This window comes from Promicromonospora xylanilytica, assembly GCF_054782895.1.
Window position 1 is genome coordinate 73,526 of record NZ_BAAGRP010000007.1, and the last position, 13,454, is coordinate 86,979.

General features: G+C 72.3%; 9 protein-coding genes. 3 read left to right on the forward strand and 6 right to left on the reverse strand.

What is annotated here, in order from left to right; genetic code table 11:
• Positions 1–112: 112 nt before the first annotated feature.
• From ACYVK7_RS08180 to ACYVK7_RS08205, 6 genes are all read right to left on the reverse strand, one after another.
• Entirely contained in the window at positions 113–4,495 is a 4,383-nt protein-coding gene (locus tag ACYVK7_RS08180; protein ID WP_460887197.1) for a GH92 family glycosyl hydrolase, read from the reverse strand.
• 65 nt (positions 4,496–4,560) lie between these two features.
• Complete coding sequence (locus ACYVK7_RS08185; RefSeq protein WP_460887198.1) at positions 4,561–5,565, reverse strand: LacI family DNA-binding transcriptional regulator; 1,005 nt, start codon at positions 5,563–5,565, stop codon at positions 4,561–4,563.
• Position 5,566: 1 nt separating this feature from the next.
• Positions 5,567–6,775 carry a sugar ABC transporter permease gene (locus ACYVK7_RS08190; RefSeq protein WP_460887199.1) on the reverse strand — a complete coding sequence of 403 codons (1,209 nt, stop codon included), beginning with the start codon at positions 6,773–6,775 and terminating at the stop codon, positions 5,567–5,569.
• Positions 6,772–7,530 (reverse strand): ATP-binding cassette domain-containing protein, encoded by a 759-nt coding sequence (locus ACYVK7_RS08195; protein WP_460887200.1) that lies wholly within the window; start codon positions 7,528–7,530, stop codon positions 6,772–6,774. Before ACYVK7_RS08195 ends, ACYVK7_RS08190 begins: the two co-directional genes overlap by 4 nt.
• Positions 7,527–8,747 (reverse strand): substrate-binding domain-containing protein, encoded by a 1,221-nt coding sequence (locus tag ACYVK7_RS08200; RefSeq protein WP_460887201.1) that lies wholly within the window; start codon positions 8,745–8,747, stop codon positions 7,527–7,529. Before ACYVK7_RS08200 ends, ACYVK7_RS08195 begins: the two co-directional genes overlap by 4 nt.
• The gene (locus ACYVK7_RS08205) at positions 8,744–9,928 is read right to left on the reverse strand and encodes an ROK family transcriptional regulator (RefSeq protein ID WP_460887202.1); all 1,185 of its coding nucleotides are present in this window, start codon (positions 9,926–9,928) and stop codon (positions 8,744–8,746) included. The genes ACYVK7_RS08200 and ACYVK7_RS08205 overlap by 4 nt, the downstream gene beginning before the upstream one ends.
• Before the next feature lie 269 nt (positions 9,929–10,197).
• Here ACYVK7_RS08205 and ACYVK7_RS08210 point away from each other — a divergent pair, with 269 nt between their 5' ends.
• The 3 genes from ACYVK7_RS08210 to ACYVK7_RS08220 all read left to right on the forward strand — a co-directional run bounded on the left by ACYVK7_RS08210 (position 10,198) and on the right by ACYVK7_RS08220 (position 13,368).
• Positions 10,198–11,484, forward strand: coding sequence for an ABC transporter substrate-binding protein (locus ACYVK7_RS08210; protein WP_460887203.1), 1,287 nt, complete (start codon positions 10,198–10,200; stop codon positions 11,482–11,484).
• Between the two features lie 94 nt (positions 11,485–11,578).
• Positions 11,579–12,481 (forward strand): carbohydrate ABC transporter permease, encoded by a 903-nt coding sequence (locus ACYVK7_RS08215; protein WP_460887204.1) that lies wholly within the window; start codon positions 11,579–11,581, stop codon positions 12,479–12,481.
• On the forward strand, positions 12,478–13,368 hold the full coding sequence (locus ACYVK7_RS08220) for a carbohydrate ABC transporter permease (RefSeq protein WP_460887205.1): 891 nt from the start codon (positions 12,478–12,480) through the stop codon (positions 13,366–13,368). The genes ACYVK7_RS08215 and ACYVK7_RS08220 overlap by 4 nt, the downstream gene beginning before the upstream one ends.
• The last annotated feature ends 86 nt before the right edge of the window (positions 13,369–13,454 follow it).

The window sequence follows — 13,454 nt, forward strand, 5'->3', positions numbered from 1 at the left end:
TCGGTTGCTTCGAGATCGGTCCGACAATGGACCGATCTCGAACCAACCGACCGAACTCACGGGGTCAGCCGGTCAACCGACCGAACTCACGGGGGTCGCAGGTCAGGTCACGTCAGCCGCAGGTGGCCGCCTGGTACGGGACCGTCAGCGTCTCGGTCGCCTCCTGGCCGTCGACGGTCGCCGTCACGACGGCGGTCACCGCGCCCGTGCCGACCCCCGCCGAACCCGCAGCGAACGTCAGCGTGCCCGTGCCGCGCAGCGTCTTGCTCCCGAAGTCGGAGATGACCCGGACCTTCGCCCCCTCCGCGTCCTCGACGACCACGCGGAGCGCGGAGTCGCCGTCATCGCAGGCAGGGACGGCCCAGACCGTGACCCCGCCGGCCGTGTCCTCGGCCTTCCCTGCGGCCCTGGACTCGGCCTGTGTCGCCGCGTCCGGCGTCGCGGTCGTGCCCGGCGGCAGGCTCTCGGAGCCGGCATCCTGCTCGGCGAGCAGCTCGACCTCGGCCAGCGACAGGTCACCCTCGCCGGCCGACTCCTCGACGACGACCCGCAGCCGGGTGAACGGCCGCGGATCGGCCACCTGGAACGCCCGCGTCTGCAACGCCCAGCGGAACTCCTGGCCGCTCCGCTCGTCGAGCACGGTCCAGCTCTCGCCGTCGGCCGAACCCTCCAACCGCCAGGCCGACGGCGCCGCCGTGCCCGCGACACCCGAGGTGAGCGTGTACGTGCCGACCGTCGCCCCGGAGCCGGAGCCGGAGCCCGACCCGGAGCCCGAGCCGTCCCACGTGATCGTGGGCGTCCGGTCGCCGAACGTGGCGCGCGACGCCGACGTGTCGTCGACCAGGGCGCCCGGCTCGGTGCCGTCGTCCACCGTCACGGTGCCCGTCCCCGTGGTGTCCCTGGCCGGGCTCGGCGGCTCGTCGCCCTCGGTGAGCGACGGCGGGGCGTCGTCCTCGCCGGTGCCCCAGCCCGACGGCTCCGCGCCCATCACGAAGTCCAGCCGGGCGCCGCCCGAGAGGTCCGCCTGGGACAGCGACGTGGAGGTGCGGTCCTCGCCGTCCACCCGCAGCGACTGCACGTAGACGTTCTCCACGGAGCTGTTCCGCGCGTTGATCACGAGGTCGCCGTCGGGCAGGTGCACGGTCGCCTTGTCGAAGAGCGGCGAACCCACGGCGTACTGGTCGGAACCGACCTGCAGCGGGTAGAAGCCGAGCGCGGCGAAGATCCACCACGACGACATCTCGCCGTTGTCCTCGTCGCCCGGGTACCCCTGGCCGATCTCGCTGCCCACGAACAGGCGCCGCGTGACCTCGCGGACGATCTCCTGCGTCTTGTGCGGCGCGCCCGCGGCGTCGTACAGCCACGGGATGTGGTGGGAGACCTGGTTGCTCATGCCCCACTGGCCGAGCCGGACGTCCCGCGCCTCGCGCATCTCGTGGATGACGCCGCCGTAGCCGCCCGTGTGCGTGGCGTCCTCCGGCGTGGCGAAGAACTCGTCGAGCTTGGCCTCCAGCCCTTCCTGGCCGCCGTACAGGTTGGCGAGGCCGTTCGGGTCCTGCGGCGCGTGGAACGAGAAGTTCCAGCCGCTGGTCTCGGTGTAGCCGCCGCCCCACGTACGCGGGTCGTAGTCCTCCGGCGCGTTCAGGAACTCGCCGTCGGCGTGCCGCGGCTGGAAGAAGTCGACCGCCGGGTCGAACAGCGCGCCGTAGTGCGTGGCTCGCTCCAGGAAGTACGCCGACTCGTCGCGCAGCGCCTCGCGGCGCTCGTCGGGCGTGCCCGGGTCCTCGGCCAGGGCGGCCGCCATGTTGCCGATGCCGAAGTCGTTGATCAGCCCTTCCAGGCCCCACGACACCGACTCGTGCGTGCTCTCGGGCGTGAAGCCCAGGAACGGCGACGACTCGAGGCCCTTGCGCCCCACCGCGTCGTTCGGCGGGGAGACCGTGCCGTTCTTCAGCGCGGCGTCGTAGGCGTCCAGCGCCTTGTCCACCGGCAGCGAGCCCTTCAGGTACGCGTCGGCGAAGGCGACGTCGGACGACGTGCCCGTCATCAGGTCGGCGTAGCCCGGCGAGGACCAGCGGGCGACCCAGCCGCCGTCGCGGTACTGCTGCACGAACCCGTCCACCAGCTCCGCCGCGACGTCCGGGTACAGCAGGGAGTACGCGGGCCACGCCGTGCGGTACGTGTCCCAGAACCCGTTGTTCACGTAGATCTTGCCGGCCACGATCCGCGCGTTCGTCTCGGTGTCCGTGGCCTCGCCCGACGGCGCGGTGACCGGGCTCGCGTACTCGTACCGCGGCTCGCGGGCCGTGCCCGTGTTCTCGAACTGCGAGTTCGGGTAGAGGTTGAGCCGGTACAGGTTGGAGTAGAGGGTCACCAGCTCGTCCTCGCTGCCGCCCTCCGTCTCGATCACGCCGAGCCGGTCGTTCCACTGGCGCTGCGCGGCGCGCTGCACCGCCGTGAACGAGCGCCCGGCGACCTCCAGGCCGAGGTTCGCGCGCGCCTGGTCCAGACCGATGAACGACGTCGCCACGCGCAGCTCGACCGTACGGTCGTCGCTCGTGTCGAACGTGGCGTACCGCGCGCCGTCCCGGTCGCCCGCCGCGTCACCGACGGACGACGGCGACCGGTCGAACGTGCCCGCCACGTACATGCGGGTGCGGCCGACGGACAGGCCGCTGCCGTTCTCGACCCAGCCGCTCAGCTCGCCCGACTCCTCGTCGAGGCTGAGCCTCGAGGAACCGAGCACCCGGTCCACCAGCACGTGGCCGGCCTCGTCCGGGGTGTCCCGGGGGAAGCTGAACCGCAGCACGGCGGCGTGGTCGGTGGGGGCGACCTCCGCCTTGACGCCGTCCGCGAAGGTCACGCCGTAGTAGTCGGGACGGGCGGTCTCGTCCGCGTGGCTGAACGGCAGGCCGCGCGCGTCAAGCCCGGCGTCGGGCGTACCCGCCCCGGTCGCGGGCTGGAAGGCGAGCTGGTTGCGGTCGCCCATCCACGGGCTCGGCTCGTGGGAGATGCCGATGCCCTCGAGCACGGTGCGGTTCTGGTCGTCGTTGGCCGCCTGGTACTCGTAGAGCCACCGGTCCGTGGCCGCGTTGGTCATCGGCGTCCAGAAGTTGAAGCCGTTCGGCACCGCGGTGGCCGGGACGTTGTTGCCGCGCGAGAACGAGCCGCTGGACAGCGTGCCGCGACGGGTGTCGACGTAGTTCGTCAGGCTCGACGCGTCGATCCGCTCCGGGATCGCCTCCAGCGCCACGTCGTCGAGCCAGCCCGCGAACCGGGTGCCGACGGCGCCCTCGTCAGCACCGCCGCCGCCGTCGTTGTCGTAGCCGAGCAGCACCTGGTCGATCCGCTTGCCGTGGGCCACCGCGCCGACGTCGACCCGCACGGAGTTCCACTGGTCGGCGTACAGGATCTTGCCCTCGCCCTGGCCGGCCGCCGTCGCGGCGGTCCCGTGGGCGTCGCGCGCGCCGAGGTCGGAGAGGTAGGTGCCGTCGGTGAACCGCAGGTCCACCGCCGCGTACGTCGACGGGTACCGGAGGTCGCCGAGCAGCTCGGGGAAGATCTTCCAGCTCAGCCGGGTGCCGGGCCGCACGCGGACGTCCAGGTCGTCGTACAGGACGTTCGTGGCGTGCGCGGGGCCGGCGCCGAGATGGCCGCCCTCGTACCGCAGCGACCTGGTGCCGGTGAACCCGACCTCCGTCTTGTTGGTGAAGCTCACCGTCTCCGGACCCGAGCCCACGGCGGTGACCATCGGCTGCCGGGCGGGCTGCTCGGCCAGGTCCGCGGACAGGTCCCAGTCGGCGAGCTGCGTGCCGTCCGAACCGTTGTTCCGGGTGATGTCCAGCCGGAAGTGTGTGTACGCCTCCGTGGCCCCGTCCAGCTCGAACACCCGCCGCTGGAACCGCTCGGAGAACCGCTCGTCGCTGCGCTCGTCGAGCGTCTCCCAGGTCTCGCCGTCCGCCGAGCCCTGAAGGGTCCAGGCCTGCGGGTCGCGGTCCGCGAAGTCGTTCGCCGAGGTCAGGGAGTACGCGGTGACAGCGGTGGGCTCGGCGAGCTCATAGGTGATCCAGCCCGTCCGGGCGAACGTGAGCCACTTGGTGGCCGACGACCGGTCCGCGAGGTTCGCCGCACCCTCGTTGGGCGGGTTCTCCCCGCTCGCCGTCACGGCGGCGACCTGCTCCAGCACGCTGCCCGGCAGGCCGGGCACGAACTCCCCGACGTTGTGCTGCCACGGCTCCCCGTCCCGCTCGGCGGGCGTCGACTCGGCCGGGACCTGGTCGCCGTCCTCGAACGACGTGGCGAAGTCACCCCGGGCTGCCGTGCGCGACGTGGTGTCCGCGCGCGACACGGTGTCCGCGCGCGACACGGTGTCGGCGGCGCCGTCGTCCGGGGCCGCGAGCGCCCCGCCGGCCGGCAGGACGAGCAGCAGGGCGAGGGCGCCCGACAGGGCGGCAGCCGCCCGCCGAGGTCGTGGTCGGCCGGTGGCTACGGACATGGTGGGCTCCCTCGTCGGCTGACAGCGCTGTCGAGTGCCGAACGTAGGTGCAGGTCGGCCCGGTGTCAACGGGGTGCGCGCTCGCCGCTCCCCCGGGGCAGCACCCGGGTGGGCAGCACCACGAGCTCGACCGCCCGGTCGGGCTCCGCGGACCGCGCGACGGCGAGCTCCGCGGCGCGCCGGCCCATCTCCACGGCGTCGTAGGCGACGACGGTGATGCCGAGCAGGTCGGCCAGCTCGAAGTCGTCGAAGCCCACCACCGCCACGGCGTCCCCTCCCGGCACGTCCCGCAGCGCCTGCAGGGCGCCGACGGTCGCGCGGTTGTTCGCGGCGAGCACGGCGGTGGGCGGGTCCGGCACCGCGAACAGCTCGGCGACGAGCTCGCGGGCCGCCGCCGCGTCGTGCGCGCCGGAGCGCAGCAGCCGTTCGGCGTCGGGCACCCCGGCGTCGCGCATCACGTCCAGGAACTCGGCGCTGCGCTCCTGGTAGGTCCACAGGTGGGGCTCGTCGCCGACGAACGCGATGCGACGGTGGCCGTGGTCCAGGAGGTGCAGGGTGGCGGCCCGCGTGCCGCCGCGGTTGTCGATGACCACCGTGTCGACGTCGACCCCTGCCGCGGGCCGGTCCACCACGACGACCGTCAGACCACCGGCGATCTCGCCCCGCAGCGCCGAGTGGTCGGCGCCGGCGGGCGTGACGATGAGGGCACCGACGCGTCGCTCGAGCAGCTCCCCCGTCAGCGAGCCCTCACGCTCGGGGTCCTCGTCGGACGACGCCGTGAGCAGCTGCAGCCCGTGCTCCCGCAGCTCCCGCTCGATGCCGCTGGCCAGCGCGGAGTAGAACTCGTTGGCCAGGTCGCCGGTGATGAACCCGACCAGCCGGGAGAACCCGCCGCGCGCGAGGTCGGCGGCCACCGCGTTGCGCCGGAAACCCAGCGAGGTGGCGGCGTCGAGCACGCGCTCGCGCGTGGCGGCGGCGACGTTGGGCTCGCGGTTGAGCACCCGGGAGGCGGTCTTGAGGCTCACGCCTGCGGTCTCTGCGACCACGGCGAGCGTGGGACGACGGATCATGTCAGGCCTCCCGGCGCTTGCGCATCAGCATGTCGATGACGATGGCGAGGAGCAGCACGGCCCCTGTCACCATGTAGCGCGTCGCCTGGTCCACGTTCATCAGCGTGAGCCCGTTGGCGATGGACTGGATGACGAGCACCCCGAGCACCGCCGACCACGCGCTGCCCCGCCCGCCGAACAGGCTGGTGCCCCCGATCACGGCGGCGGCGATCGCGACGAGGTAGGTGTCGGCTCCGCCGGTGCCCTGGTTGGCGGCGCCCAGCCGGCCGGCCGCGAGCACTCCGCCGAGCGCGGCGAGCGTGGAGCAGGCCACGAAGCACAGGACGACGGTGCGCCGCACGGGCACGCCCGCGAGCATCGCGGCTCGCCGGTCGCCGCCGACCGCACGCACCGAGCGGCCCCACCGCGTGCGGCGCAGCAGCACGTCCGTGACCACGACGAGGAATGCGAACAGCACCACGGACCAGCCGATGCCACGGGCGGAGCCCAGGTACAGGTAGGCGACGACCAGCGACAGCACGGCGGCCAGGACGAACGTGCGCACGGCGATCTGCGGCACGCTCGCGCAGGCGAGGTCGGCGCGCCGCCGTCGGGCGCGTGCCGCGAGCTGCACGGCGGCCGAGGCGACCACGACGGCGACCACCACCGCCCACGCGACGCCGGCGGGCAGGAAGCCCTGCTGCACCGACCGGACGAACCACGACTCGAACGGCAGGTTGATCGAGCCGAGCGGGCCCAGCACGCGCAGCTGCACCCCGGCGAGGAACAGCAGCCCGGCCAGGGTGAACACGAAGCTGGGCAGCCCGAGCCGGGTCGAGAGCGCACCGTAGGCCAGCCCCACGACCACGCCGCAGGCCAGGGCGGCGGCGATCGCGAGCACCACCGGCCAGCCGAGCGTCACGGACCCGACGGCGACGACCGCGGCGGCCAGGCCGCTGAGCGACCCGACGGACAGGTCGATCTGCCCCACCAGGAGCACGAGCACCACGCCGAGCGCGATGACGCCGACGGGCGCGCTCTGCAGGGTGAGGTTGACGAGGTTCTCGGGGGCGAGGAACGCGGGGTTGATCGCGCCGAGGACCAGCCAGATACCGATGAGCGCGGCGACGATGGGCAGGAGGCTGTTGCCGCCGCGCATCCGCTGCCAGACGGCGCCGGGCAGACCGGCTCCGGACGGTCCGGCGCCCGTGGCGCCCTGCTGGGCGTTCATCGGCGCACCCGCCGGTTCGGAGATCCGGGCCGTACGGCGCCCGTCATGGCGGCGAGCAGGTCCTCGTACGACGCGTCGCCGTCGAACACGTCGTGCACGCGGCCGAGGCGCAGCACGAGGATGCGGTCGGCCACGGCCTGCAGGTCGCCCGCCTGGTGGCTGACGAGGACCACGGCATGCCCACGCTCGCGCAGCCGGACGATCAGGTTGAGCACCTCAGCGGTCTGGCGCACGCCGAGGGACGCGGTCGGCTCGTCGAGGACGACGACGCGCGGCGACCCGAGCAGCGCCCGCGCCACCGCGACGACCTGGCGCTGCCCGCCCGACAGCGTGCGGACGGGCTCGCGCACGGTGGGCACGCTGCCGGCGAGCTGGTCGAGCAGGCGCCAGGCCTCGCGCTCCATGGCCACCTCGTCGAGGAGGGGTCCGCGCACGGTCTCGTGCCCGAGGAACATGTTCTCGACGACGTCCAGGTCGTCCACGAGCGCCAGCTCCTGGAACACGGCGGCGATCCCGAGCGACCGTGCCACGGCGGGCGAGTCCAGGAGCACGGGGCGGCCGTCGAGCAGCACCTGGCCGGCGTCGGGCCGGTGGGCGCCCGCCAGCAGGCCGGCGAGCGTGGACTTGCCGGCTCCGTTGTCGCCGACGACGGCCAGCACCTCGTGCTCGTGGACGTCCGCGTCGACGTCCACGAGAGCGCGCACGCCGCCGAACCGCTTGGAGACGCCGCGCAGGGACAGCACCGGGTCGCTCATCGTGCCGCCTCCCGTGCGGGCGCGGGGGCCACGACCGGCGCGGGGGCCGGCACGGAGGCCGGCGAGGCGTCGGCGTCCGGCCCGATCAGGCCCGCGCGCTCGCACGCGGCCCGGTACGCGGGCACGCAGATCTCGTCGGTGGAGTAGACCCGGCCGTCGACGATCACGTGCTCGACGTCCGCGGCGCCCACGGCGCGCGGCGCGAGCAGCTGCGTGGGCACGCCGCCGATGACGGCCGTGGAGCGGGGGTCCTCGCCGCGCAGCACACGGACCGCGAGCTCGGCGGCGGTCTGGGCCTGCTGGTCGGTCGCCTTGTAGACGGTCATGTACTGGTCGCCGGCGATGATCCGCTGCACCGCCGCGAGCTCTCCGTCCTGGCCCGTGGTGACCGGTACGGGGTCGAGCCCCGCCGCCTTGGCCGCCGCGATGGCGCCGCCGGCCACGCCGTCGTTGGCGGCGAGGATGCCGTCCACCTGACCGGGGAACCTGGTCAGCATGGCCTCGGTCCACTCGGTCGCCTTGTCCGGGCTCCACTCGGGTGTGTAGTACTCCGCGAGCACGTCGATGTCCTCTCCCTCGAGGGCGCGGCGGGTGCCTGCCGCGATCGCGAGGGCGTTGGGCTCGGTCGCGGAGCCGTGCACCAGCAGTACCCCCGGTCGCCCGTCCTCGTCCTCGTCACCGTCACCGTCGTCGGCCCCGTCCTGCGCCCCGCCCTCCGCACGGGCGGCGATCCCGCCGACCAGGGCCGAACCCAGCAGGAACCCGATGAACTCGTAGTCGTACGACACGTAGTAGTCCGCGCCGTCCAGGAAACGATCGTAGGCGATCACCTGGGCGCCCAGCCGCTCGGCCTGCGCGACGATCCCGGCGGCGGCGACCGTGTCGACGGCGCCGAGCACCAGGACCTCCGCGCCCTGCGCCAGCATCGACTCGGCCTGCTGCAGCTGGGCGGCGGCGTCCTGCCCCGCGTTGGCGTACAGGACCGTGCAGCCGGGGCAGCGGCGGTCGGTCACGGCCATGAACGTCGGGCGGTCCGACGCCTCGTAACGGGCGGTCTGCGACTCGGGCAGCAGCAGCCCGATGGTTCCCTCGTGCACGGCACCCTCGGCATCGGGGATCCCGCCGCCGCCCGCGGCACAGCCCCCGACCCCGAGCACCAGGGCGACCAGGCCCGCCGCCCACGGTCGCGCCACCCGCCGCCCTCGTCGAGTGGTCATGACGTCACGCCCAGCGAGCCGAACATCCTTGCCTGGTCCAGGGCCGCGGCCAGGGCGCCGCGGACGCCGGCGTCCGCGCCGAGCACCGACGGGACCACCTCGACCGGGCCGCGCGACGTCGCCACGACACGCTGGCCGAGCGAGGTCCGCAGCGGCTCGAGCAGCAGCTCGCCGGCCTCCGCGAGCTTGCCGCCGATGACCACGACGTCGGGGTCGACCACGTTGCAGAGGTTGGCGAGGGCGATGCCGAGGTGGCGGCCGGCGTCGAACACGACCCGCCGGCAGCCCGCGTCGCCGTCGAGCGCCCTGCTCACGAGGTCCGCGAGGGTGAGGTGGCCCGCCTCGGGCGGCAGCATCGACAGGAGGCTGGTGGCGCCCACCAGCATCTCCAGGCAGCCCCGGTTGCCGCAGCGGCAGACGGGCCCGTTCTCGTCGACCGACACGTGCCCGATCTCGCCGGCCACGCCCGACCTGCCGTGCACGGCGCGCCCACCGAGCACGAGGCCCCCGCCCACGCCGTGCGAGGCGCGGATGTAGGCGACCGAGTCGTACCCGGCGCCGGCGCCGAACCGCGCCTCCGCGATCGCCGCGAGCGTCGAGTCGTTGTCGGCGGTCACGGGGACGTCGAGCTCGGCGCCGAGGATCTCGTCGACGTGGACCCCGTCCCAGCCCCGCATCATGCCGACGGTGACCACCTGGCCGGTGCGGATGTCGACCGGCGCGGGCACGCCGACGCCGACGGCGAGCAGCTCGGCCGGGTCGGCGTCCACGGCTTCCATCATCTCCCTGACCAGCATCGCGGTGCGCTGGAGCCCGGCGTCGGCGCGGTGGTCGGGGGCCAGCGGCATGCGCTGCTCGGCCAGGACCCGCATCGACGCGTCGGCGAGAGCGACGTTCAGGGAGCGCATGCCGAACCGGATGCCGGCCACGAGCCCGAGGTTGCGGGCGAGCGTGACCTGGAGCGCGCGGCGGCCGTTGCGCGTCGACTGCGCCGTGTGCAGCACGCCCGCCGTCGTCAGCTCCTTGACGATGTTCGAGATGGTGGCCGGGGACAGCCCTGTGACGCCGGCCAGCTCGATCTGCGTGAGGGAACCACGCTGCTGGACGGCGCTCACGATCCTGGCTCGGTTGGCCTCACGCAGTGAGGTCTGCGAGCCCGGGGTCACCCGATCCGCGCGCACAGCGCCCAGGGTAACCGCCTTCCTGTGCCGGATGACGGCTTTGGATACACGAACTGAACCTTCAGGTCACGATCGGGCGACGCTTGCGTTCATTTCTTGACACCAAAGATGTCCGGCCGTTCGATAGGACCCGGGTTCACGGGCGTACAGGCGCGCCCGGCCGGTCCAGCGGAACGACGCCGTCCCCAGTGAAGAGACTTCACCTTCACCGCGCACGACGACGTCCCGGGTCGGTGCTCCAGCGACCGAGGAAGGTTGAGGGACCCCAGATGCGAGTGAACCGGAGGATGACCGCGACGGTGGCGACAGCCGCTGTTCTCGGTCTCACGCTGGCCGCGTGCGGCGGCGGCGACACGGGTGGCGAAGGTGGCGGCGAGGGCGGCGGCAGCCAGGTCGAGGTGTTCACCTGGTGGGCGGCCGGCTCCGAGAAGGCGGGACTCGACGCCCTGGTCGGCGAGTTCGAGAAGCAGCACCCGGACATCGAGTTCGTCAACGGTGCCGTCGCCGGCGGCGCCGGCTCCGCGGCGAAGGACCTGCTGCAGACCCGTCTGCAGGCGCAGGACCCGCCCGACACGTTCCAGGCCCACGCCGGCCTGGAGCTGCAGGACTACATCGACGCCGCGCAGATCGAGGACGTCTCCGACCTGTACGACGAGTTCGGGCTCACCGACGCGTTCCCGGCCGACCTGGTCGACCGGCTCTCCACGGAGGACGGCGCGATCTACTCGGTCCCGTCGAACATCCACCGCGCGAACGTCGTCTGGGCCAACCCGACGGTGCTCGAGGAGAACGACATCGACCCCGCGGCCGAGTACGCGGACCTCGACGCCTGGATCGCCGACCTCGAGAAGCTCGACAAGGCAGGTGTCACGCCGCTGTCGGTCGGCACCACCTGGACGCAGGTGCACCTGCTCGAGACCGTGCTGCTCGCCGGCCTGGGCGCCGAGGCGTACACGGGCCTCTGGGACGGCAGCACCGACTGGGAGGGTCCGGAGGTCACGAGCGCGCTCGAGGACTTCGAGACGCTCATGAGCTTCACCAACGACGACCGTGACGGTCTCGACTGGCCCGAGGCCACCCAGATGGTCATCGACGGCAACGCCGCCTTCAACGTCATGGGCGACTGGGCGGTCGCGGCGTTCGAGGAGCAGGACAAGGAGCTCGGCACGGACTTCACCGCGACCGCGGTGCCCGGCACCGACGGGACGTTCGACTTCCTGGCCGACTCGTTCACCCTGCCGGTCGGCGCGCCCGACGCCGAGGGCGCCAAGGCATGGCTGGAGACGGTCGGCTCCCTGGAGGGCCAGGTCGCGTTCAACAAGGCGAAGGGCTCCATCCCCGCCCGCACGGACGCGGACCCGGCCGACTTCTCCGAGTACCAGCAGGGCGCCATCGAGTCGTTCGCGAACGACACGATCGTCTCCTCGCTGGCCCACGGTGCGGCCACCCCCGTCGCGACGCTCAACGCCGTCTCCGACGCGACGAGCAAGTTCACGACCGGTGCGTCCGACCTCGCCGGGTACCAGTCCGAGCTGGCCGCCGCGGCCGCGGGCTGACACCCGAGTCCGCGCCACGCACACCGCCGTACGCCGCGCGCCGTCGGGCCCCCACCCGGCGGCGCGCGGCCGCGCCCACCACCGAGGTACCCACATGCTCAAGAACCTGCGGCGAGTCGGACCACCGCTCCTCCTGCTCGCCCCGTCCCTGATCCTCGTCGGCGTCTTCGTCTACGGGCTGATCGCCGCCAACTTCTCCACGTCCTTCACGGACAACCACACGGCAGCCCAGGCCACCGGGCAGGAGCCCTCCGCACTGGTGTGGTTCACCAACTACTTCGACCTGCTGGCCAGTGACGACTTCCAGCATTCGCTGATGAACCTGGTCCTGTACACGGTCGTGTTCCTCGCCGGGACCATGGTCATGGGCTTCCTGTGGGCCTGGATGCTCGAGAAGCCCGTCAAGGGCGAGGGACTGTTCCGCTCGGTCTACCTCTTCCCCATGGCGGTGTCGTTCGTCGCCTCCGGTGTGGTGTGGCGCTGGCTGCTCAACTCCAACCAGGACGAGCAGGCCTCCGGCCTGAACCGCCTGTTCCAGATGGTGGGGCTCGACGCCCTGCAGAACAACTGGTGGAACAACGTCACGTTCGGCATCATCGCCATCGCCATCCCCGCGATCTGGCAGCTGTCCGGCTACGTGATGGCGCTGTTCCTCGCCGGCTTCCGCGGCATCCCCGACGAGCTGCGCGAGGCCGCCCGGGTGGACGGCGCCAGCGAGTGGAAGCTGTACCGGCACGTCCTGTTCCCGCAGCTCTCGCCGGTCGCGCTGTCCGCGCTGATCATCATCGGGCACATGTCGCTCAAGGCGTTCGACCTCATCATGTCGATCTCCAAGCCCGCGAACTACCAGACCAAGGTTCCCGCCGTCGACATGTTCGTGTTCAAGTCGAGCTTCGACTACGCGAACTCCGCCGCCGTCGGCTCGATCCTGCTGATCATCGTCGCGCTCGTCATCGTGCCGTACCTGATCCGCACGAACCGCGAGGAGAAGCGATGACCGCCGCCACCGACCAGCTCGCAGCGCCCCGCACCACGGTGCACCGGCCCCGGCCCACCAGCAGGAACCGGTACGCGCTGGGCCGCACCCTCAAGTACGCGGGCCTCATCTTCTTCCTCCTGGTCGTCCTCATCCCGGTCTACGTGCTCCTCGTGACCAGCTTCAAGGGCACCGGCGACGCCGACCCGAGCCGCGCGTGGGCCCTGCCCCAGATCTGGACCCTGGACAACTGGGCGACGGCGTGGACCGCACTGGCCCCCTCCATCATGCGCTCGGTCGCCGTCGTGGTCCCCAGCGCGATCATCGCGGCGTTCCTCGGCTCCCTGAACGGGTTCGTACTGGCCCGGTGGAGCTTCCGCGGCGCGAACATCGTGTTCACGGTGATCCTGTTCGGCATGTTCATCCCGTACCAGGCGGTGATGATCCCGCTCAACCAGCTGGTCCTCGACCTGGGCATCCCGACCGGCGTACCGACGCTGATCATGCTGCACGTGGTCTACGGCATCCCGATCACGACGCTGATCTTCCGCAACTACTACTCCACCGTGCCGCACGAGCTGATCGAGGCCTCGCGCGTCGACGGAGCGGGCATGCTGCGCACGTACTGGTCGATCGTGCTGCCGATCTCGATCCCGAGCTTCGTCGTGGTACTCATCTGGCAGTTCACGTCGGCCTGGAACGACTTCCTGTTCGCCGTGTTCTTCTCGTCGTCGCAGAACGGTCCCGTCACCGTGGCGCTGAACAACCTCGCCAACGGCGCCCTGCTGCAGAACTACGGCGTGTCCATGGCCGGTGCGCTGTTCGCGTCCCTGCCGACGCTGCTGGTCTACATCGTGCTGGGCAAGTACTTCGTCGGCGGCCTGATGTCGGGCTCGGTCAAGGGCTGACGCCCGGTGTCGGCCACGGGTGGTCGGTAGAACGTCAGGAGGTCGGCAGCCCGGGCTGCCGACCTCCTGACGTTCTACCGACCACG